At 71.7% G+C, this 21643-nt stretch carries 20 protein-coding genes and 1 riboswitch; of the genes, 8 read left to right on the top strand and 12 right to left on the bottom strand.

What is annotated here, in order from left to right; all coding sequences use genetic code 11:
• Positions 1–82: 82 nt before the first annotated feature.
• The 4 genes from groL to thrC form a co-directional block, all read right to left on the bottom strand.
• A complete protein-coding gene (gene groL / locus ACZ4Z5_RS24415; RefSeq protein WP_468266151.1) occupies positions 83–1705 on the bottom strand; it encodes a chaperonin GroEL in 1623 nt (540 codons plus the stop codon).
• Positions 1706–2027: 322 nt separating this feature from the next.
• The gene (locus ACZ4Z5_RS24410) at positions 2028–2231 is read right to left on the bottom strand and encodes a cold-shock protein (RefSeq protein ID WP_003986833.1); all 204 of its coding nucleotides are present in this window, start codon (positions 2229–2231) and stop codon (positions 2028–2030) included.
• 427 nt (positions 2232–2658) lie between these two features.
• A complete protein-coding gene (locus ACZ4Z5_RS24405) occupies positions 2659–2937 on the bottom strand; it encodes a ubiquitin-like small modifier protein 1 (protein ID WP_468266149.1) in 279 nt (92 codons plus the stop codon).
• Positions 2934–4217: a threonine synthase gene (gene thrC / locus ACZ4Z5_RS24400; protein WP_468266147.1), complete on the bottom strand. Its 1284-nt coding sequence runs from the start codon at positions 4215–4217 to the stop codon at positions 2934–2936. The genes ACZ4Z5_RS24405 and thrC overlap by 4 nt, the downstream gene beginning before the upstream one ends.
• A 17-nt stretch (positions 4218–4234) precedes the next feature.
• Positions 4235–4400: riboswitch (SAM riboswitch) on the bottom strand.
• 116 nt (positions 4401–4516) lie between these two features.
• Between thrC and ACZ4Z5_RS24395 the strand changes: the two genes are divergently transcribed.
• Both ACZ4Z5_RS24395 and ACZ4Z5_RS24390 read left to right on the top strand, forming a co-directional pair.
• On the top strand, positions 4517–5470 hold the full coding sequence (locus ACZ4Z5_RS24395; protein WP_468266145.1) for a glucosyl-3-phosphoglycerate synthase: 954 nt from the start codon (positions 4517–4519) through the stop codon (positions 5468–5470).
• 88 nt (positions 5471–5558) lie between these two features.
• Positions 5559–6956 (top strand): alpha,alpha-trehalose-phosphate synthase (UDP-forming), encoded by a 1398-nt coding sequence (locus ACZ4Z5_RS24390; protein WP_468266143.1) that lies wholly within the window; start codon positions 5559–5561, stop codon positions 6954–6956.
• A 177-nt stretch (positions 6957–7133) separates the two neighbouring features.
• Here ACZ4Z5_RS24390 and otsB read toward each other — a convergent pair whose 3' ends face one another.
• The 3 genes from otsB to ACZ4Z5_RS24375 all read right to left on the bottom strand — a co-directional run bounded on the left by otsB (position 7134) and on the right by ACZ4Z5_RS24375 (position 9741).
• Positions 7134–8000 carry a trehalose-phosphatase gene (otsB, locus tag ACZ4Z5_RS24385; protein ID WP_468266141.1) on the bottom strand — a complete coding sequence of 289 codons (867 nt, stop codon included), beginning with the start codon at positions 7998–8000 and terminating at the stop codon, positions 7134–7136.
• Between the two features lie 72 nt (positions 8001–8072).
• On the bottom strand, positions 8073–8291 hold the full coding sequence (locus tag ACZ4Z5_RS24380) for a DUF3263 domain-containing protein (RefSeq protein ID WP_468266252.1): 219 nt from the start codon (positions 8289–8291) through the stop codon (positions 8073–8075).
• 193 nt (positions 8292–8484) lie between these two features.
• Positions 8485–9741 (bottom strand): extracellular solute-binding protein, encoded by a 1257-nt coding sequence (locus ACZ4Z5_RS24375; protein WP_468266139.1) that lies wholly within the window; start codon positions 9739–9741, stop codon positions 8485–8487.
• Between the two features lie 200 nt (positions 9742–9941).
• Between ACZ4Z5_RS24375 and ACZ4Z5_RS24370 the strand changes: the two genes are divergently transcribed.
• From ACZ4Z5_RS24370 to ACZ4Z5_RS24355, 4 genes are all read left to right on the top strand, one after another.
• Complete coding sequence (locus ACZ4Z5_RS24370) at positions 9942–11015, top strand: ROK family protein (RefSeq protein WP_468266137.1); 1074 nt, start codon at positions 9942–9944, stop codon at positions 11013–11015.
• On the top strand, positions 11015–12160 hold the full coding sequence (gene nagA / locus ACZ4Z5_RS24365; protein WP_468266135.1) for an N-acetylglucosamine-6-phosphate deacetylase: 1146 nt from the start codon (positions 11015–11017) through the stop codon (positions 12158–12160). The genes ACZ4Z5_RS24370 and nagA overlap by 1 nt, the downstream gene beginning before the upstream one ends.
• A gap of 154 nt (positions 12161–12314) precedes the next feature.
• A complete protein-coding gene (locus ACZ4Z5_RS24360) occupies positions 12315–13247 on the top strand; it encodes a 1-phosphofructokinase family hexose kinase (RefSeq protein ID WP_468266133.1) in 933 nt (310 codons plus the stop codon).
• 70 nt (positions 13248–13317) lie between these two features.
• Positions 13318–14169, top strand: coding sequence for a class II fructose-bisphosphate aldolase (locus tag ACZ4Z5_RS24355; RefSeq protein ID WP_468266131.1), 852 nt, complete (start codon positions 13318–13320; stop codon positions 14167–14169).
• Positions 14170–14180: 11 nt separating this feature from the next.
• Here ACZ4Z5_RS24355 and ACZ4Z5_RS24350 read toward each other — a convergent pair whose 3' ends face one another.
• Complete coding sequence (locus tag ACZ4Z5_RS24350; RefSeq protein WP_468266129.1) at positions 14181–15152, bottom strand: carbohydrate-binding protein; 972 nt, start codon at positions 15150–15152, stop codon at positions 14181–14183.
• Positions 15153–15213: 61 nt separating this feature from the next.
• A complete protein-coding gene (cdgB, locus tag ACZ4Z5_RS24345; RefSeq protein ID WP_468266127.1) occupies positions 15214–16857 on the bottom strand; it encodes a diguanylate cyclase CdgB in 1644 nt (547 codons plus the stop codon).
• 326 nt (positions 16858–17183) lie between these two features.
• On the opposite strand from cdgB, the gene ACZ4Z5_RS24340 reads away from it, so the two are divergent.
• A complete protein-coding gene (locus ACZ4Z5_RS24340; protein ID WP_468266125.1) occupies positions 17184–17762 on the top strand; it encodes a flavin reductase family protein in 579 nt (192 codons plus the stop codon).
• Positions 17763–18336: 574 nt separating this feature from the next.
• Here the strand turns inward: ACZ4Z5_RS24340 and arfB are convergent.
• Complete coding sequence (gene arfB / locus ACZ4Z5_RS24335) at positions 18337–18765, bottom strand: alternative ribosome rescue aminoacyl-tRNA hydrolase ArfB (protein WP_468266123.1); 429 nt, start codon at positions 18763–18765, stop codon at positions 18337–18339.
• Between the two features lie 149 nt (positions 18766–18914).
• On the opposite strand from arfB, the gene ACZ4Z5_RS24330 reads away from it, so the two are divergent.
• The gene (locus ACZ4Z5_RS24330; RefSeq protein ID WP_468266121.1) at positions 18915–19490 is read left to right on the top strand and encodes a TerD family protein; all 576 of its coding nucleotides are present in this window, start codon (positions 18915–18917) and stop codon (positions 19488–19490) included.
• Between the two features lie 127 nt (positions 19491–19617).
• Here the strand turns inward: ACZ4Z5_RS24330 and ACZ4Z5_RS24325 are convergent, their stop codons facing one another.
• A complete protein-coding gene (locus ACZ4Z5_RS24325; protein WP_468266119.1) occupies positions 19618–20997 on the bottom strand; it encodes a M1 family metallopeptidase in 1380 nt (459 codons plus the stop codon).
• A gap of 9 nt (positions 20998–21006) precedes the next feature.
• Positions 21007–21582: a GlcG/HbpS family heme-binding protein gene (locus ACZ4Z5_RS24320; protein WP_468266117.1), complete on the bottom strand. Its 576-nt coding sequence runs from the start codon at positions 21580–21582 to the stop codon at positions 21007–21009.
• Positions 21583–21643 lie beyond the last annotated feature (61 nt).

The following is a 21643-nucleotide window of genomic DNA, read 5'->3' as shown; positions in this document are numbered from 1 at the left end:
ACACGGAAACGCCCGAGGGCGGCACCCCTTGCGGAGTGCCGCCCTCGGTGTGATGGACGGTGTCCGATCCGGATGGGCCGGATCAGAAGTCCATGTCACCGCCCGGCATGCCGCCACCGGCAGGCGCGGCGGCCTTCTCCGGCTTGTCGGCGATGACGGCCTCGGTGGTGAGGAACAGCGCGGCGATCGACGCGGCGTTCTGCAGCGCGGAGCGGGTGACCTTGGCCGGGTCGATGATGCCCTCGGCGATCATGTCGACGTACTCGCCGGTCGCGGCGTTCAGGCCGTGGCCGACGGCCAGGTTGCGGACCTTCTCCACGACGACGCCGCCCTCGAGACCACCGTTGACGGCGATCTGCTTGAGCGGGGCCTCCAGGGCCAGCTTCACGGCGTTGGCACCGGTGGCCTCGTCGCCGTCGAGCTCCAGCTTCTCGAAGACCTGGGAGGCCTGGAGCAGGGCCACGCCACCACCGGCGACGATGCCCTCCTCGACGGCGGCCTTCGCGTTGCGGACGGCGTCCTCGATGCGGTGCTTGCGCTCCTTGAGCTCCACCTCGGTGGCGGCGCCGGCCTTGATGACGGCCACGCCGCCGGCCAGCTTCGCGAGGCGCTCCTGGAGCTTCTCGCGGTCGTAGTCCGAGTCGGAGTTCTCGATCTCGGCGCGGATCTGGTTCACACGGCCCGCGACCTGCTCGCTGTCACCGGCACCGTCGACGATGGTGGTCTCGTCCTTGGTGATGACGACCTTGCGGGCGCGGCCCAGCAGGTCCAGGCCGGCGTTCTCCAGCTTGAGGCCGACCTCCTCGGAGATGACCGTGCCACCGGTGAGGATGGCGATGTCGCCGAGCATGGCCTTGCGGCGGTCGCCGAAGCCCGGGGCCTTGACGGCGACGGACTTGAAGGTGCCGCGGATCTTGTTGACGACCAGGGTCGACAGGGCCTCGCCCTCGACGTCCTCGGCGATGATCAGCAGCGGCTTGCCGGACTGCATGACCTTCTCCAGCAGCGGAAGGAGGTCCTTCACGTTGCTGACCTTGGAGTTGACGATGAGGATGTAGGGGTCCTCGAGGACGGCCTCCATGCGCTCCATGTCGGTCGCGAAGTACGCCGAGATGTAGCCCTTGTCGAAGCGCATGCCCTCGGTGAGCTCCAGCTCCAGACCGAAGGTGTTGGACTCCTCGACGGTGATGACGCCTTCCTTGCCGACCTTGTCCATGGCCTCGGCGATGAGCTCGCCGATCTGGGTGTCGGCGGCGGAGATGGAGGCGGTGGAGGCGATCTGCTCCTTGGTCTCCACGTCCTTGGCCTGCTCGAGCAGGGCGGCGGAGACGGCCTCGACGGCCTTCTCGATACCGCGCTTCAGAGCCATCGGGTTGGCGCCGGCGGCCACGTTGCGCAGGCCCTCGCGGACCAGGGCCTGGGCCAGGACGGTCGCGGTCGTCGTGCCGTCACCGGCGACGTCGTCCGTCTTCTTCGCGACTTCCTTGACCAGCTCGGCGCCGATCTTCTCGTACGGGTCCTCGAGCTCGATCTCCTTGGCGATGGACACACCATCGTTGGTGATCGTGGGGGCGCCCCACTTCTTCTCGAGGACGACGTTGCGGCCCTTGGGGCCAAGGGTGACCTTGACGGCGTCGGCGAGCTGGTTCATCCCGCGCTCGAGACCGCGCCGTGCCTCCTCGTCGAACGCGATGATCTTGGCCATGTGAAGTGGTCCTCCCGGACTTGGGATGTCTCCCCGTGCCGTGGCGACGGGGGAGGATTGCTCCGGACCGCGCTGGCGCCCGCGACGGACGGCCTGCATGCCGTGCGGTTCCTTGCCCCACACGACCGCGGGCCTCACCGACCCGGTCCTTCGTCTGTCACTCTCACCTGCAGAGTGCTAACGCCAATGATTAGCACTCGCACTAGGAGAGTGCAAGCGGCTCTCGCAACCCGGGCCCCTCGGACGCGACCGTACGCCGAAGGGCCCGCACCCACTGTGGGTACGGGCCCTCCGACACGTTGCTGCAGTCAGTCGGCGCTTCTCAGCCGGCTACGCGGACCATGTCCGCCTGCGGCCCCTTCTGACCCTGCGAGATCTCGAATTCGACCCGCTGGCCCTCTTCAAGGGTGCGGTACCCGTCCATCTGGATCGCGCTGTAGTGGACGAAAACATCCGCACCACCGTCGACCGCGATGAAGCCGTACCCCTTCTCCGCGTTGAACCACTTGACGGTGCCCTGAGCCATGCCTAACTCCCCTATTACTGGCCCTTGCACAGGACCGCACTTCGCGGACCCGGGTCAGACCTCCCCCCCGGACACGAGGGGGCGTGCTGCCGGAACAGCGTCGACCGCGCCTGAATGTATCTGTCCAACTGCCGTCTGCAACAGGTCAATCGGACGAGAAATCTGCGTGCGACGGAAGGGAGAATTCCGTGAATTTCTGGATGTTCCGGGGCAACTCGGGCCGGGCAAAACGGGGCCCAACCGGCAATTCGCCTCGCCATCAAGGCGGCATCTTGGGCGTCTTCTTGAGCGCCTTCTTATGGCCGGAGAACCCGGCTTCCCTCACTCTATCGCGGCCAACCCTACAGAATTGCCCCCTCCGCTTCTCTCGCGGAGGGGGCAATTCCGATGACTCTGCGCAGTCATCGGGACGGCACCGGACGGTGGCTCAGCAGCCGCCGGCCACCGCCGGAATGATCGACACGTTGGCGCCGTCGGGCGTCGCGGTCTCCAGTCCCTGTTCGAAACGCACGTCGTCGTCATTGACGTAGACGTTCACGAAGCGGCGCAGTTTCCCCTGGTCGTCCAGGACGCGCGCGGCAATTCCCTGATGATCCTTCTCCAGGGACTCGATGACCTCGGAGAGAGTCGCCCCCTCGGCCGGGACCTCGGCCCGGCCGCCGGTGTAGGTGCGCAGGATGGTGGGGATGCGGACAGTGACGCTCATACGAGGCCAGCCTCTCGGAAGGAGTCCAGGTTGGGGCGGATGACGGCGGACATACCGGTGGTCGGTTCCACCGCGTCCAGCGTCTTCAGGCCGTCACCGGTGTTGACGACGACCGTGGTGAGCGACGGGTCGAGGACCCCCGCCTCGATCAGCTTCCGGGTCACCCCCAGGGTCACGCCACCCGCCGTCTCGGTGAAGATGCCCTCGGTACGGGCCAGCAGCTTGATCGCGTCCACGATCTGCCCGTCGGTGACGTCCTCGACGGCGCCGCCGGTACGGCGGGCGATGTCCAGCACGTAGGGGCCGTCCGCCGGGTTGCCGATGGCCAGGGACTTGGCGATGGTGTCCGGCTTCTGCGGCCGCACCACGTCATGGCCGGCCTTGAAGGCCACCGACACCGGGGAGCAGCCCTCGGCCTGCGCGCCGAAGATCCGGTACGGCCGGTCCTCCACCAGGCCCAGCTTGATCAGCTCCTGGAGACCCTTGTCGATCTTCGTCAGCTGGGAGCCGGACGCGACCGGGATGACGATCTGGTCGGGCAGCCGCCAGCCGAGCTGCTCGCAGATCTCGTACGCGAGGGTCTTGGAGCCCTCTCCGTAGTAGGGGCGGAGGTTCACGTTGACGAAGCCCCAACCCTCGCCGGCCGGGTCGCCGATCAGCTCCGAGCAGAAGCGGTTCACGTCGTCGTAGTTGCCCTCGATGCCGACGAGCTCGCCGCCGTAGACCGCGGCCATCACGACCTTGCCCTGCTCCAGGTCGTGCGGGATGAACACGCAGGACCTGAAGCCGGCCCGGGCGGCCGCGGCGCCCACCGCGCCGGCGAGGTTGCCGGTGGAGGAGCAGGAGAGCGTGGTGAAGCCGAAGGCGCGGGCGGCCTCGACGGCGATCGCGACCACACGGTCCTTGAAGGAGTGCGTCGGGTTCCCGGAGTCGTCCTTGACGTACAGTCCACCGGTCACGCCCAGCTCACGGGCGAGGTTGTCGGCCTTGACCAGCTTGGTGAAGCCGGGGTTCAGGTTCGGCTTCTCGGCGACGTCGGCGGGGACGGGCAGCAGCGGCGCGTACCGCCAGATGCTGGCGGGACCGGCCTCGATCCGCTTGCGGAGGGACTCGGGGTCGCCGAGCGGAAGGTCGTAGGCCACCTCCAGGGGGCCGAAACACAGCTCGCAGGCGAAAATCGGACCGAGGGCGAAACGCTCGCCGCACTCACGGCACGACAGCGCCGCAGCGGGTCCGAGGTCCACAGGACGGGTGGTGGTGGCAACAGTCTGCGCAGCCATGATGGCGAGGCCCTTTCTCCTCATCTTCCCCGCGGCGCATCTCGCCACGAGACGGAATTGGCACCTTCCCTAGCCGGGCCTCGCATGGATCCGCGGCAGCTTCGTGGCAGCTGCCGCCGCGTGGCGGCTGGAGGGTTGCCGGGGCTTCAACGGGCCGTGTCCCTCTGCCCCTCTGGATGAGCGGTATTCGATTGTCGGCGGGACGACCCCGGAGTGCGGTGGCCGTCGCCGTTGTTCAAGACTGTAACCGAACCCCCGGCGGCTTGAGACGGCCGTCCGAACCGCGAGATGGAGACCACGTGCTGGAAGAGGTGGAGCGCTGGCTGGCCCGCCGTTCCTGGTCGGCGGCCGACCGCCCGCTGGACCGACTGCTCGCGGCGAAGCGGAACACCACCGTCAGTGTGGTGCTGCCGGCGCTCGACGAGGAGGCCACGGTCGGCGACATCGTCACCGTGATCCGCCACGAACTGATGGAGCGGGTGCCGTTCGTCGACGAACTCGTCGTGATCGACTCCGGCTCGACCGACCGCACCGCCGAGGTCGCCGAGGCGGCGGGCGCCCGGGTGGTGCCCCGGGACGCGATCCTCCCCCGCATACCCGCCGTCCCCGGCAAGGGCGAGGTGCTGTGGCGGTCGCTGCTGGTGACCGGCGGTGACATCGTCTGCTTCATCGACGCCGACCTGCGGGACTTCTCGGCCCGCTTCGTCTCGGGGATCGTCGGCCCGCTGCTCACCGACCCGGACGTGCAGTTCGTCAAGGCGATGTACGACCGGCCGCTCGACGACCTCGTCGGCAGCGGCGTCGCCGCCCAGGGCGGCCGGGTCACCGAACTCGTGGCGCGGCCCCTGCTGAATCTGCACTGGCCGCTCCTGGCCGGTTTCGTGCAGCCGCTCGGCGGCGAGTACGCGGCCCGCCGCACCCTGCTCGAACGGCTTCCGTTCCCCGTCGGCTACGGCGTGGAACTGGGACTCCTCGTGGACGCGCTGCACACGGCCGGCCTGGACGCGCTCGCCCAGGTCGACGTCGGGGTACGGCTCCACCGCCACCAGGACGACCAGGCGCTGGGCCGGATGGCCGCCGCCATCTACCGCACCGCCCAGCTGCGGCTCTCCCGGGCCCACCTGGTGCGGCCCGTGCTCACCCAGTTCGAACGTTCGGCCGAGGGCTTCGTCCCGCGGACCGGCCCCGTGGACACGGAGGAGCGCCCGCCCATGGCGGAGATCGCGGAGTATGCGGCCAGCCGGGCCGCCTAGCGGGACGACACGGGGGCGCACCGATGCGTTTTCGCCCGGTTGTCGCCCGTACGTTTGAGCGTTTCCGTCTCTGGCTAGGTTCGTGACCATGGCCGCCAAGCGTTCCGCTCAGGTACTTGTCGCATCGAACCGCGGTCCGGTCTCGTACGCACTTCGCGACGACGGCTCGCTGGACGCCCGGCGCGGGGGAGGCGGGCTGGTGTCCGGCCTCTCCGCGATCGGCTCCGACGCGGACTCGGTGTGGGTGTGCGCCGCCCTGTCCGACGCCGACCAGGAGGCCGTACGGCGCGGGGCCGGCGAGCCCGGCGTACGGATGCTGGACATCGACGCGGACGTGTTCTCCGACGCGTACAACGGCATCGCGAACTCGGTGCTGTGGTTCGTCCACCACATGCTCTACCAGACGCCCGTGGAGCCGGTCTTCGACGCCGGCTTCCGCCGCCGGTGGGCGTCGTACGAGGCCTACAACCGCGCCTTCGCCGAAGCCCTCGCCGAGGAGGCGGCACCCGGCGCCACGGTCCTCGTCCAGGACTACCACCTGTCGCTGGCGCCCCGGATGCTCCGGGAGCGTCGGCCCGACGTGACGATCGGCCACTTCTCGCACACGCCCTGGGCGCCGCCCGAGTACTTCCGGCTGCTGCCCGACGACATCGCCGCCCAGCTCCTCGGCGGCATCCTCGGCGCGGACCGGGCCGCGTTCCTCACCCGGCGCTGGGCGGACGCGTTCACCGACTGCTGCCACACCGTCCTCGGGCCCGGCATCCCCGCCGGCACCCGGATCGGGGTGCACGGCCTGGGCGCCGACGGCGACTTCCTGCGGCGGCGCTCCCGCGAGGCCGACGTCGAGCACCGCCTCGCCGAACTGCGCGAGCAGACCGGGCCGGGCCGCAAGGTCGTCGTCCGCGTCGACCGCACCGAGCTGTCCAAGAACATCGTCCGCGGCCTGCTCGCCTACCGCGAACTCCTGCGGCGCCCCGAGTGGCACGAACGGGTCACGCACGTGGCCCTCGCCTACCCTTCCCGCCAGGACCTCGCGGTCTACCGCGACTACACCAGTGAGGTGTACCGGCTGGCCGCCGAGATCAACACCGAGTTCGGCACGACCGCCTGGACGCCCGTCGTCCTGCACATCAAGGACGACTTCGCGCGCTCCCTCGCCGCGTACCGCATGGCGGACGTCGCCCTGGTCAACCCGATCCGCGACGGCATGAACCTCGTCGCGAAGGAGATCCCCGTGGTCTCCGACAACGGCTGCGCGCTGGTCCTGTCCCGCGAGGCGGGCGCGCACGAGGACCTCGGCGAGGACGCGATCACGGTCAACCCGTACGACGTCTCCCGGACCGCGGACGCCCTCCACGAGGCGCTGACGATGACGGACGCCGAACGCGCGGAACGCACCAAGCGCCTCGCCGCGGCGGCGACCGCGCTGCCGCCGCAGAAGTGGTTCCTGGACCAACTGGACGCGCTCAGGCGGGGCACCGGCTGATAGTTCCCCGGGGGCAGCCCCGGGTGGTCGTGGCCGCACCGGCCGGCGAACCACGAGACCGTCGGGCTCGCGTGCCCGCGCGTCGGGCAGGCCGGCCCGGGACCGCGGCGGGGCGCAGCGGCCCCACAGGGAGGGACGGCAGCCCCCGGAGCCGGCCGAGGCGGATGCCGGGTCCGGTCAGGCCGGCCGGGACGCGAGGGTCTTGCCCAGGTCCGACAGAAAGGCGGCCACCGCTGCCGGACCCGGCAGCACCAGGTCCGCGCGCTCGGCCAGTTCGGGGACCTCGTTGGTGCCCGAGCAGACCAGCAGACCGGCGAGTCCGTCCGAGCGGAGCTTGTCCACGGCGGCGTACGCGGCGAGGTCGCCCAGGTCGTCGCCGGCGTAGAGGACCGCCTCGGCGCCGGTCTCGCGGACGTACTCCTCCAGTGCCACGCCCTTGTCCATGCCCGGCGGGCGCAGTTCCAGCACCATGCGGCCCGGTTCGAGCACCAGTCCGTGCTTCACCGCCAGCTCGGCCAGCGGTCCGCGCAGCGCCTCGAACGCGGCCTGGGGCTCGGCTGCGCGCCGGGTGTGGACGGCGACGGCGCGGCCCTTCTCCTCGATCCAGGTGCCGGGCCAGGCCCCGTGCTGTTCCAGGACGCCCGGCAGCTCGGCGCGGGCGGCGGCCACGCCGGGGAAGGGGGCGGGGGCGTGCACGGCGCCGCTGACGGCGTCCCAGCGCTCGGCGCCGTAGTGGCCGAGCACGACGAGGTGTTCCAGCTCCGGCACTCCCGCGAATCCCCCGTACCGCACGGCGACGCCGGCCGGCCGGCCGGTGATCACGGCGACCGACTGGACGTGCGGGGCGAGTGCCCGCAGCGCGGGCACGGCGCCGGCGTGGGCGCGGGCCTGTTCGGGGTCGGGCACGATCTCCGCGAGCGTCCCGTCGAAGTCCAGTCCCACGACGGTCCGGCCGGCGCGGTCCAGGATGGCGGCGAGCCCGTCCCGCCCGGCGGCGGTGCGGGGCGTCGGCAGTGAATTCGGCACGTGCGCTGTGCTGCCCATGCCTCGACCCTACCGGCGCGACCCCGCCGTGCTCAGGTGCTCCGCCGAACGGGGCGGAGAACCTTCAGGAGGTCAGCGCCGGGCCCTTCGCGCCTCCCGGACCCTCCGCAGGCGGTTGACCGTCACGGGGTCGTGGGCCAGTGCGCGCGGATCGTCGAGCAGCGCGTTCAGCAGTTGGTAGTACCGCGTGGGGGACATCCCCAGGGTCTCCCGGACGGCCCGCTCCTTGGCTCCGGCACCGGACCAGGACCGGCGCTCCATGGCGAGCACGGCGAGCGCGTGCTCGGGCAGCCGGTCCGGCGCGGGGGGCCGGGCCTGCTCGGGCGAGCGCTCCTCCTCGGGGGGCCGGCCCTTCTCAGGCGACCGGCCCTCCTCGGGCGACCGCTCCCGCTCGGGCAGCCGCTCCTGCTCGGACGGCCCTTCGCCGGCCCCGGAGTGGTCAGTCATACGGGCAACCTATCCCCCGGGGCCGACACCGCCCGGGTCACTCGGCGGACTCGGCCTCCTCCGCCTTGCGGGCTATGTCGCCGAGGACGGTCGCCGGGCTCGCCCCCGGCTCCACGGCCTTGCCGATCTCCTTCTTGACGGTCTCGCTGACCTGCGGCCAGGACGTCTTGCCGACCGGGTAGATCTCGGCCGCCGGCAGGGCCTCCAGGAAGGCGCGGAGGTCCTTGTGCCGGGGCTCGCTCGCCATCTCCTGGGAGGCGGTCATGGTGGGCGGCAGCAGGTCGTTCTTGTCGGCGAACGCGATGACGTTCTCGTCGTGGAAGACGAAGTCGAGGAACAGGCCGATCTCCTTGCGGTGGCCGTTCTGCTTGAAGCCCATGATCCAGTCGGCGACGCCCATGGTCACCTTGGACTGGCCCTCGCGGCCGGGCAGCGGCACCATCCCGACGTCGACGCCCTTCTTGACGGCCTGCTGCATCAACGAGGGGTGCCCGTTGAGCATGCCGACCTCACCGTTCGCGAACTCCTCGAAGGCCTTGATGCGGTTGAGCTTGCCCGGGGCGACGGGTCCGGTCAGCTCCTTGTCGACGAGCTCGTCCTTCAGCCACTTGAAGGTGTCGATGTTCGACGGCGAGTCGATCATGTAGGCGTTGCTGGTGTTGGTGTAGCCGCCACCGCCGGAGAGCATCCACATCATCGTCTCGGCCTGGGCCTCCTCGCTGCCGAGCGGGAGCGCGTACGGGTACTTCACACCCTCGGCCTTGAGCTTCTTCGCGGCAGCCTGGAGCTGGTTCCAGGTCTCCGGTGGCTTCGGGACACCGGCCTTCTTGAAGAGGTCCTTGTTGTAGAAGAGCAGTCGCGTGCTCGCGGCGAACGGCATGCCGTACTGCATACGGCGGAGCTCGCCTGCCTCGGCCAGCGGCCTCATCATGTTGCTCTGCACGGTGACCGAAAGCAGGCTGTCGGCGCTGTAGAGCCTGTCCTCGGCGGCGTAGTCGGAGTACGCGCCGATCTGCGCGATGTCGGGGGCCTGTCCGTCCGCGACCATCTTCGCCACGTCGGCGTCGACGGTGTCCCAGGAGCGGACGTCCACCTCGACCTCGATGCCGGGGTTCTTCGTCTCGAACGCGGCGACGAGGTCGCTCCAGTACTCCTTCGTGGAGTCCCCGCCGTTCAGGTCGTAGTCGGCGGCGACGAGCCTGAGGGTGACGTCCCCCGTGCCGCTCTCGCCCCCGCAGCCCGACAACGTCGCCGCCATCCCCAGCGCGCTCATCGCCGCGGTCAGAACCACCATGCGCCGATGCACAGCCCGTACCACCCTCTATTGATCCACATTCGGCATGAGGTGTGATTCTCCTACAAATCGAGGAGTGCGGTCTACACCATTGGATATCACTTCCACAACAGCCTTCTCGGCCCCATCGCCAAGCACTCACACACCCCGATCCCGCGAGTGGACTAGACCTGTTGCCGTTGGCAGGTGAAACTGTTCCCGTGAGACACGTCATCGCCCTCGATGTGGGCGGCACCGGCATGAAGGCCGCCCTGGTGGGGGCGGACGGCACGCTGCTCCACCGGGCCCGCCGGGCCACCGGGCGGGAGCGGGGCGCCGACGCCGTCGTCGAGTCGGTCCTCGGCTTCGCCGCGGAGCTGCGCGCGTACGGCGAGGAGCACCTCGGCGAGCCCGCTGCCGCGGCGGGCGTCGCGGTGCCCGGCATCGTCGACACCGAACACGGCATCGCCGTCTACGCGGCGAACCTCGGCTGGCGGGACGTACCGCTGCGCGACCGGCTCCGCGACCGGCTGGGCGGCATCCCCGTCGCCCTGGGCCACGACGTACGCACCGGAGGCCTCGCCGAGGGCCGCGTCGGAGCGGGCCGGAACGCCGACCGGTTCCTCTTCGTGGCACTCGGCACCGGCATCGCGGGCGCGATCGGTATCGACGGGCGCATCGAGGCGGGGGCGCACGGGAGCGCGGGCGAGATCGGCCACATCGTCGTACGCCCCGGCGGTCCCGAGTGCGGCTGCGGGCAGCGCGGCTGCCTGGAGACCCTCGCGTCCGCGTCGGCCGTCTCCCGTGCCTGGGCCGCCGCGAGCGGCGACCCGGAGGCCGGCGCGGCGGACTGCGCCGCGGCCGTGGCGGCCGGGGACCCGCGGGCGGCGGAGGTCTGGGGCGATGCCGTCGACGCGCTCGCCGACGGCCTGGTCACCGCGCTCACCCTGCTGGACCCCGGCACCCTCGTCATCGGTGGCGGGCTCGCCGAGGCCGGGGAAACCCTGTTCACGCCCCTGCGGATCGCCGTCGAGGCCCGGGTGACCTTCCAGAGCCCCCCGTGCATCGTCCCGGCCGAGCTCGGCGACACCGCGGGCTGCCTCGGCGCCGGGCTGCTCGCCCTGGACCTCCTCGCGACGCACCCCGGTCCGGACGGCCCGGACGGCCCGGACGCCACGGACGCCCCGGCGTCCGGGGGCGGGCCGGTGCCGGACGGCTCGTCGCGCGGGCCCGCGGAGGCCGCGGAGGCCGCGGAGGCCGCACGTTCCACGACACCCACGGAGGTATCCGCCTGATGGCCGCAAGCATGGTGCTCTCCGGCGCCCGGGTCGTACTGCCCACCGGGGTCGCCGAGAACGGCCGGGTGATCGTCGAGGGCCGGCGGATCGCCGGGAGCGCGCCGGACGGCACCCCGGTCGTCGACCTGTCCGGGCACTGGGTGGTCCCCGGTTTCGTCGACATGCACAACCACGGCGGCGGCGGCGCCTCCTTCACCTCGGGCACCATGGAGGAGGTCCTCCGCGGCATCGCCACGCACCGGCAGCACGGCACCACCACACTGGTGGCGTCCACCGTCACCGGCGAGATGGACTTCCTCGTGCACCGGGCGGGCGAACTGTCGGAGCTGGTCGAGCAGGGCGACCTGGCGGGCATCCACTTCGAGGGGCCGTTCATCTCACCCTGCCGCAAGGGCGCGCACAGCGAGAAGCTGCTCCGCGCCCCGGACCCGGCCGAGGTCCGCAAGCTCGTCGACGCGGCCCGCGGCACCGCGAAGATGGTGACGCTGGCCACCGAACTGTCCGGCGGCCTCCACTCGGTGCGGCTGCTCACCGAGCACGGGGTGATCGCCGCGATCGGGCACACGGACGCGACGTATGAGCAGACCGTCGAGGCGATCGAGGCCGGCGCGACCGTCGCCACCCACCTGTTCAACGCCATGCCCGCGCTCGGCCACCGCACCCCCGGGCCGATCGCGGCGCTGCTGGAGGACGAGCGGGTCACCGTCGAGCTGATCAACGACGGCACCCATCTGCACCCCGCCGCCCTGGAACTGGCGTTCCGTCACGCGGGCGCGGACCGGGTCGCGCTCATCACCGACGCGATGGACGCCGCGGGCTTCGGGGACGGCCGCTATCTGCTGGGGCCCCTGGAGGTCGAGGTCACCGAGGGGGTCGCGCGGCTCGTCGAGGGCGGCGCGATCGCCGGCTCCACCCTCACCCTGGACCGGGCCTTCCGGCGTTCGGTGACCGTGGACGGCCTGTCGGTCGAGGACACGGTCCGGGCGATCTCGGTCAATCCGGCGCGGCTGCTCGGCGTGTACGACACGGTGGGCTCCCTGGAGCCCGGCAAGGACGCCGATCTGGTGGTCCTGGACGCCGGTTTCGCCCTCAAGGGCGTGTTGCGCAAAGGGGAATGGGTGGTCGAGCCCCAAGTGGGGTGATTGCCGCCAAGTGCCCCTAAAAGGGGGCACGTTCGGTCAAGGCGGCCGGTCCCAGGGGGTCTGGGCCAACCGCCTTCCGTTTGGCATGATCGGGGCCCGTACGAACGGTCGGCGTCGCACGGAACGACGCACACACATCGGGGGTGGGGCACCGGTGATCCTCACGGTCACACTGAACACCGCCCTCGACCTCACCTATCGCGTTCCGTCGCTCACCCCGCACACGGCACACCGCGTCGAGTCCGTCGCCGAACGGCCCGGCGGCAAGGGCCTGAACGTGGCACGGGTGCTGGCCGCTCTCGGCCACGAGACCGTGGTGACCGGCTTCGCGGGCGGCGTCAACGGAGCGGTGCTGCGCGGACTGCTCGCCCGCGAGACCCCCGGCCCCGTCGACGCGCTGGTGCCCGTGGCGGGCGACACCCGCCGCACGGTCGCCGTCGTCGACCACGCGACCGGCGCCACGACCGAACTGAACGAGCCGGGCCCGGTCATCGGCCCAGACGAATGGAACGCCTTCCTCGGCACCTACGAGGAGTTGCTGCCGGCCGCGGACGCCGTCGCCCTGTGCGGCAGCCTGCCGCCCGGCCTGCCCGTCGGCGCGTACGCCCTGCTGGTACGCCGGGCCAGGGCGGCGGGCACGCCCGTGCTCCTCGACACCAGCGGGGAGCCGCTGCGCCGCGGCATCGCGGCGCGCCCCGACCTGGTCAAGCCGAACAGCACCGAACTCGCCGCGCTCACCGGCTCCCGCGAACCGCTGACCGCCACCCGGGACGCCCGCCGCCGTGGCGCACAGACCGTCGTCGCCTCCCTCGGCCCCGCGGGGCTGATCGCGGCCGCACCCGAGGGCGTCTGGCAGGCCGTGCCGCCCGCCCCGGTCCGCGGCAACCCGACGGGCGCGGGCGACTCCGCGGTCGCCGGGCTGCTGTCCGGTCTCGTGGAGGGCCTGCCGTGGCCGGAGCGGCTCGCCCGCGCCGTCGCCCTGTCCGCGGCGACCGTACTGGCCCCGGCCGCCGGTGAGTTCGACCGCACCGCCTACGCCGAGCTGCTGCCGCACGTGCGGGTCACCGAACACGCCCGCGCCGCCTGAGGTCCCGCGGAGCGGCCGCCCGGCAGGATCCGTAGGACACGACGCCCAGGACGACAGAAAGGCACCTGCCATGCCCCTCGTCAGCACCGGTGAACTCGTGACCAGGGCCAGGGCCGAGAGGCGCGGGGTCGCCGCCTTCAACGTGATCACTCTGGAGCACGCCGAGGCGATCGCGGAGGGTGCCGAGCAGGCGGGTGCGCCGGCGATCCTGCAGATCTCGGAGAACACCGTGAAGTACCACGGCGGCCGGCTGTCGGGCATCGCCGCGGCGACGGCCGCGGTCGCCCGCTGCTCGTCCGCCCCGCTGTCGCTGCACCTCGACCACGTGGAGTCGCCGGAACTGCTGCGGGCGGCCCACCCCGAAGGCTTCAGCTCCGTGATGTTCGACGCGTCGAGACTGCCCTACGGCGACAATGTGAAGGCCACCGCCGACGCGGCGCGCTGGGCCCATGAACGGGACCTCTGGATCGAGGCCGAACTGGGCAGGATCGGCGGCAAGCATGGCGAACCGTCACTCGACGCCCATTCGCCCCTGGTCCGGACCGACCCGTCCGAGGCCGCCGCCTATGTCGCCGAGACCGGCGTGGACGCCCTCGCGGTGGCCGTCGGCTCCACCCATGCGATGACCGAGCGCACGGCGACCGTCGACCACGCGCTGATCGCAGCCCTGCACGCCACTGTGCCGGTGCCGCTGGTCCTCCACGGCTCCTCGGGCCTCCCCGACACCGTCCTCCGCACGGCGGTCACCGCGGGCATGACCAAGATCAACATCGGCACGGCCCTGAACGCGTCCTTCACGGCCGCCCTCCGCGCCCGCCTCGACGGCGCCCACCCGAAGGCGGCCGACCCGCGCCCCTGCCTCTCCGCGGCCCGCGAGGCGATGGCCCTGACGGTGGCTCACTTCCTGGACGCCGTCGCCTAGGAGCGGGGAGGTCAGCTCTTGACGTGTCCCGCCTTGAGCACGACCTTGGCGATGGCGGCCTCGCACTGGTTCCCCTGCTCACAGGAGATCTTGAGCGTGTTGTCGCCCTTCTTGAGGTCCATCCACGCGTAGCTGTGCGTCCAGCCCTTGTCCCAGGCACCCCCGGGGGCATTCGCGAAGTTCGCCAGGCGCAGTCCTGTGTTGTGCTTCTGGCCGTTCACGTCCAGCGATGCACTGGCGTCCTTGCCCGGCACGCCGTACTCGACGTACAGGGTGTACTTGCCCGCCTCGGGCACCTTCACCTGCCAGGTGACGGACGCACCCACCGCGTTGATCGTGACGTACGAGCCGCTGTCCGACTTCGCCCCGGGGATCGTCTTGTCGACGGCCGCGCCGCCGCCCAGTTGGAGCGTGGCGGCGTCCTGCGACGGGAGGCCGGCGGGGTCGGACGAGGCGGTCTCGGTCGGCTCCTCGGTGGGTCCCCCGGTGTTGCCGGCCCTTCCGGTCGGGGCGGGCCCGGCCGTGTTCCCCCCGGTCTTGTCCTCTCCCTTGCCGGCGAGGGCGATGCCGATGCCGATGACGACCGCGGCGACGACCGCTATCGCACCGATCAGCAGGCCCTTGGTGTTCGGGCCGCGGCCGCGGGCGGCGCGGCCGGCCGGGTCGGCCGGGGGCGCGGGGTGCGCGGGAGCACCGCCCGGCAGGTTCTCGGGGGCGGTGTACTGGGCGTACTGCTGCTGCCCCGGCGCCTGTTGGGGCGGGTATCCGTAACCGGGCTGCTGCGGGACCTGCTGGCCGTACTGCCGTTGGCCGACCGTGCGCACCTGGTTGTACGACGTTCTGGGCACGCCGGGCTGCGCCGGGCGGGGGTAGCCGTAGCCGCCACCGCCAGGCGGTGTGGCGCCTGCCGCTTGCCCGTCGGCGTACAGATAGCCGAACGGATCCTCGTCCTCGGGCTTGCTCTCGCCGTTGCTGCCGGGCATCCCCAGCTCACTCCCTCACCATGTCGCCGACCGTGGCGAGCCTACCGTGAACGGCGGGGTGCTATCCGGCGCGGCGCCTGCCTTCGGCGCGCGAGCGCTTCTCGACGTACATCCTCTGGTCGGCGGACTGCAGCACTTCCTCGACGGACATCCCGCAGCTCGCCCAGCCGATGCCGAAGCTGGCGCCGACCCGGACGGCCCGCCCGTCGACCCTGATGGGCGGGATGATCGCGTTCCGCAGACGCACGGCGAGATCGGCGGCGTCGGCGGCCCCGAGACCGTCCGCGAGGACCACGAACTCGTCACCGCCGAGCCGGGCGACCGTGTCGCCGTCCCGCACTCCGGACGTGAGCCGGCGGGCGACCTCGATGAGGACGGCGTCCCCGGTGTTGTGCCCGAAGCGGTCGTTGATCGATTTGAAGCCGTCGAGGTCGCAGAAGAGCACCGCGAGCCCCTTGGCGCCGTCCTCCGGGTCCCCGGAGGGGGCAACCATGTGCACATGGTGGTCATAGGCGTCGATACCGGACATCGCTTCGAAGTCGAAGCCGTGCCCGGGAACGCCGCCGTGCGCGTCGTACGCCGCGTCCAGCGCCTCGATCGCGGCCGCACCGCGCGTAGAGTGCGGGCGCTCGCAGAGGCGGGACTGCAGCCGGGAGCGCAGCTCCGCGCTGTTGGGCAGACCGGTCAGCGAGTCGTGCGACGCCCGGTGCGCGAGCTGGAGCTCGTGCCGTTTGCGTTCCTCGATGTCCTCGACGTGGGTGAGCAGGAAGCGGGGCCCGTCGGCGGTGTCCGCGACGACGGAGTTCCGCAGCGACACCCACACGTACGTACCGTCGCGGCGCCCCAGACGGAGCTCGGCACGGCCCCCCTCGGCCGACGTGCGCAGCAGCGTCCCGATGTCCTCGGGGTGCACCAGGTCCGCGAACGAGTAGCGGCGCATCACGGACGCGGGTCTGCCGAGCAGCCGGCACAGCGCGTCATTCGTGCGCAGCAGCCGGCCGTGCTGCTCGCCGCCCAGCTCGGCGATGGCCATGCCGCTCGGCGCGTACTCGAAGGCCTGCCGGAAGCTCTCCTCGCTCGCGCGCAGTGCCTGCTGCTCGCGCTCCAGCCGGACCAGGGCGCGCTGCATGTTTGCACGCAGCCGGGCGTTGCTGATCGCAATCGCCGCCTGGGAGGCGTACATCTGGAGCGCCTCGCGCCCCCACGCACCGGGCAGGCGCCCGTTGCGCGGCTTGTCGACGGAGATCACGCCCAGGAGTTCGCGTCCGCCACCCGAGGTGTACATCGGGGCGTAGAGCCGGTCCTGGGGGTGCCATTCGTCGTCGAAGCGCGGCTCCGGACCCTCGGTGTGCCACTGGGGCACGTCGTCGTCGATGAGGACCCAGCCCTCGGTGTGCGGGATGAAGACCAGGTCGCCCCAGGCTTCGCCCATGGTCAGCCGGCGTTCCCAGGAGTTGCGGGGGCCGACCCGCCCCATGATCAGGGCCTCGGCGGCGTGGTTGCCGGCGAAGGCGGCGACGACCAGGTCACCGTCGGGGCGCACCAGGTTCACGCAGGCCAGTTCGTAGCCAAGGCCGCCCACGACCCCGTCGGCGACGGCCTGAAGGGTGTCCGCCAGACTGCGGGCCGTATTCAGCTCCGCCACCACCTGATGCAGCTGCCGCAGGGTCGCAAGACGGACATAGGGCTCCGACTCTGTGTCCATCGCTCGCTCTCCCCGAGACTTCGACAGCAACTCCAGGGGTTTCGACAGGCTCTCTTCCCGATCACTTGACTCTGCACTTTTGCGCACTGTTCCCGCCACTGAATCACAGCGAGCTGTTCACCCGGTACACAGGGTCAACAATTACCGCCCTCTGTGACTCAAGTCACACCACTGGAGGCGGTGTCGCAGAGACCGAGGACGGCTGTGCACGGCCGGGAGAAAGCGCTTGGGTGTTTTTCTGAACGCAAATCGGCCGCCGGACCTAGGACCCGGCTGGGTCCCCGGTCCGATGCCGGTCCGCGGTGGCCGAGGCTAGCGTTCCGGGTGTGTTGCAGACGAGTCCCCAGACCGAGGCGGCTTCCGCCCGTCTCCCGGAGCAGCCCTCCGCCGCCGTGGCCATCCCCCATTCTGAGGGGGTGAGCAACGACGAGTTCCGCGCCGCCATGTCCCGGCTGGCCGCGGGCGTGGTGCTGGTGACGGCCCACGAACCGGACGAAGGTCCGGCCGGCATGACCGCGACGGCCTTCATGTCCGTCTCCCTCGACCCGCCCCTGGTCCTGGTGAGCCTGCGCACCGGCTCCCGCATGGACGACCTGCTGGCGGAACAGCCCCTGTGGGCGGTGTCGGTGCTCTCGGAACAGCAGCGGCAGATCGCCGGCCGTTTCTCGATGAAGGGCCGGATCAGCGACCGGCTCCTCTTCCAGGAGGTCTCCTGGACGCTCGGCAAGGTCAGCGGTGCGCCGCTGATCGAGGGCGCGCTCGCGTCCCTGGAGTGCCGCACGGAACAGCGCGTGGAGGCCGGCGACCACACGCTGGTCATCGGCCGCGTCCTCGCGGTCGGTCTCCCCTCGCCCGACGCCGGACCGCTCACGTACTTCAAGGGCCGGTACCGGGGCCTCGCCTGACGGCCTCCCGAGGCGGGGCCGACGGACTGGTCCGGGGCGCGGGCGTGGCCCGTCGGGCCGGCGGCGCAGTGAGTCGGCGGCGGGGTCGCGGGGGTAGGCCCCGGCCACGCGCGGCCGTCGTGTGCCGCCCCAGTCGTGAGGTCGCCGGTGTGGCCCCTCGGCCGCGGACGGCGTGGTCCACACCCGCGGCGAGGTCGCAGGTGCGGCGACCCGGGGCCGCAGGCGGCCGTCACGGGGCGCTCCCGGCGGCGGGGTCACGGGTTCGGCCCCTCGTACCGCGGACGGCGTGGTCCGCCCCCGCGGCGACGTCGCAGGTGCGGCGACCCGGGGCCGCAGGCGGCCGTCACGGGGCGCTCCCGGCGGCGGGGTCACGGGTTCGGCCCCTCGGCCGCGGACGGCGTGGTCCACACCCGCGGCGACGTCGCAGGTGCGGCGACCCGGGGCCGCAGGCGGCCGTCGCGATCCGCACCGGCGGCCGGGGCGCCGGACGGCGACCGGGTCCGCGCGAGCGACCCGGCCCGCCGGACGGAGCCGAGGCACTGGCGCGGCGCCCGAATCGGACGTGCCGCGCCCGTCAGGCCCAGCCGCGCGGGGAGCGGCCGCGCTTGGTCTCGCCGCGCTGTTTCTTCTCGCGCAGCCGTCGTTCATTGATGCCACGCGGAATCTTCGTGGGACGCCGCGGCTTCGGCGGCGGCGCCGTCGCCTCCGCGAGGAGCGCCGCCAGACGGACCGCGGCCGCCTCGCGGTTGCGCCACTGGGAGCGGTGCTCCGAGGCCCGTACGGAGACGACCCCGTCCACCATGCGGCCCGCGAGCCGCTGGAGCGCGCGTTCCTTCCACACCGCGGGCAGCGCTTCCGTCGCCGCGAGGTCGAAGCGCAGCTCCACCTGCGAGTCACTGGTGTTGACGTGCTGACCGCCGGGCCCGGACGACCTCGAGAAACGCCACATCAGCTCGGCCTCCGGCAGGGAGACCGAGCCACGGATCGGATAGGGCCCGGACATGTCGGCCATGGTCCCGCGGCGACCGGGTCCGCGTCACGCGCTTTTCCTCCGGCCCGAGTGGAACCTTCGAGTCCTCCGCCCGCGTTAGGAGGGGTGACGGTAGCTTGCGGGGTACCACTCCGGAGCACGCACAGAGAAAGGGACTCCCCATGGCTGTAAGCCTGTCCAAGGGCGGCAACGTCTCGCTGACCAAGGAGGCGCCGGGCCTGACAGCCGTCACGGTGGGCCTCGGCTGGGACGTCCGTACCACCACGGGCACCGACTTCGACCTCGACGCGTCCGCGATCGCGGTGAACACGGCGGGCCGGGTCGTTTCCGACGGACACTTCGTGTTCTTCAACAACAAGTCGACGCCCGACCAGAGCATCGTGCACACGGGTGACAACCGCACCGGCGAGGGCGGCGGCGACGACGAGCAGATCAACGTCAACCTGGCCGCGCTGGCCCCCGACGTCGACAAGATCGTCTTCCCGGTGTCCATCTACGACGCCGAGACCCGCTCGCAGAACTTCGGCCAGGTCCGCAACGCCTACATCCGCATCCTCAACCAGGCCGGCGGCGCCGAGATCGCCCGCTACGACCTGAGCGAGGACGCCGCCACGGAGACCGCGATGGTCTTCGGCGAGCTGTACCGCAACGGCTCGGACTGGAAGTTCCGCGCGGTCGGCCAGGGCTACGCCTCCGGCCTCGTGGGCATCGCCCAGGACTTCGGCGTCAACGTCTGACCACCGCGGCGCGCATAGCGCACCCGGACCGCTGACACCGGTGGGCGGCTCCCCGCCCGGGGAACCGCCCACCGGCGTCCGGCACTCCGCGTCCGGCAGCCGGCTCAGGCGTCAGCCGTCGCCGCGCTCACGGGGCGGCGGGCTTGCCCTCCCCGTACAACCAGGTGTCCCACAGCCGCGTGAGGTCCTTGCCCGACACCTTCTCCACGTGGGCCGTGAACTCGGCCGTCGAGGCGTTGCCGTGCCGGTGCGCCTTGGTCCAGCTCTGCACGATGTCGTAGAAGGCGTCGTCGCCCACCGCGCGCCGGATCTGATGGACCACCATCGCCCCGCGCAGGTACACCGGATCGCCGGAGACCTCCTCCGCGCCCGGCGGTTCGGCCGGCGGGAACGACCACACCTCCGCGTCCTCGCCCGCCGCGTACTCCTCCTCGAAGTGCTCCTGCGCGCTGCTGCCGCCCTGGTCCTCGTCCCAGAGCCACTCCGCATACTGGGCGAAGCCCTCGTTGAGCCACATGTCCCGCCAGGAACGCGGCGTCACCGAGTTGCCGAACCACTGGTGGGCGACTTCGTGCACCAGGGTCTCGGTGTCGAGCATGTCCGCCGGGATCACGGGACGGTTCTGCGTCTCCAGCGCGTACGCAGCGGCGCCCTCCGGTACGACGACCGCTCCCGCCGACGAGAACGGGTACGGGCCGAAGTTGTCCGTTCCCCACTCCACCATCTCGGGCAGCTCCGCCAGCACGTCCCCGGCCTCGGCGGCCGAGCCCGGATCGACGGCGTTCAGGACCGGCAGGCCCGACGGCGTACTGGACGTGGCGGTGTCGTAGCGGCCGACCGCGAGCGTCGCCAGGTAGCTCGCCATCGGCTCGGCCGTGTGCCAGCGGTACGTGGTCCGGCCGTGCGCGGTGCTCTCGCCGGCCGGTTCCCCGTTGGAGACGGCCTTCACACCCTTGGGGACCGTCACGGAGATGTCGTACGCGGCCTTGTCGGACGGGTGGTGGTTGCCCGGGAACCACGTCATGGACCCGGCCGGCTGGCCGAGCGCCAGCGCTCCGTTCGTGGTGTTCAGCCAGCCCTCCTCCGACCCGTCGGGGTCGGTCACCTTCTCGGGCACCCCGGAGTACCGGACCACGGCCCGAAACGTTTCGCCTTCCTCCAGGTCCGAGGCCGGCCGGACCGTCATCTCCGTCCCGGCCCGGTTCACGGCCGCCCGCTTCCCCTCGACGGTCACCGACTCGACCTTCAGCCCCGACAGGTCGAGGTTGAACGCGCTCAGGTCCTGGGTGGCGCGGGCCGTGATCTCCGCGGTCCCGGACAGCCGCCGGGAGGCCGGGTCGTAGTCGAGCGTCAGCCCGTAACGGGCGACGTCGTAGCCGCCGTTGCCGGCCTTGGGAAAATACGGGTCCCGCACCCCCGAGGCCCCCGGCGTCCCCTGGACGCCGCTCCCCGTGCACGCGGTCAGCAGGAGCAGCGCAGCACCGGCGGCCAGCCTTCGATGATCCATGCACCGATCCTACGAAGACTGCCGGGCCAGCACCTCCACGCCCGCCCGCGCGAGCTTCTCGTCCAGGTCCCCGCTCGGCGCACCGCCGACGCCGATGCCCGCGACCGGGGCGCCCTTCGCCTGGACCGGGACACCGCCGCCCAGGAAGAGCGTGCCGGGGATGTCCTTGAGGTTCGGCACCGCAGTCAGCCGCTTGGCGAGCTCGGAGGTGGGCGCGTTCCACGAGACGGCGGTGAAGCCCTTCCGCACCGCGGACTCGTAGGACTGCGGGCCGGCACCGTCACCGCGGAGCGTGACGATGGTGTTGCCGTTGCGGTCGACGACCGCGACCGACACGCGCTGGTTCTCGGCCGCCGCGGCGTCCAGTACCGCCTGCGCGGCCTTCGTGGCGGCGGCGACGGTCAGGTGCGTGGTCTCGCGGAGGTTCTGCTGCTGCGCGTCGCTCTTCACGACGGCCTGCGCGGGCACGGCCGCCGGGGCGGGCGCCGCGGTCGCGGAGACCGCGCCGAACGTGCCGGCACCGAGCGCGACGGCGACGGCGGACCCGGTGAGGACACGGGCACGCAGGGATGACGTCTTCTTCATGAGGGACTCCTCGGGTTTCGGTTCCGTGCCGATCCACGTCGGCTGTTCGGCTGTTCGTCGG

The organism is Streptomyces sp. NPDC030222 (genome assembly GCF_055573115.1).
This window is presented reverse-complemented; position numbering and strand designations above follow the sequence as displayed.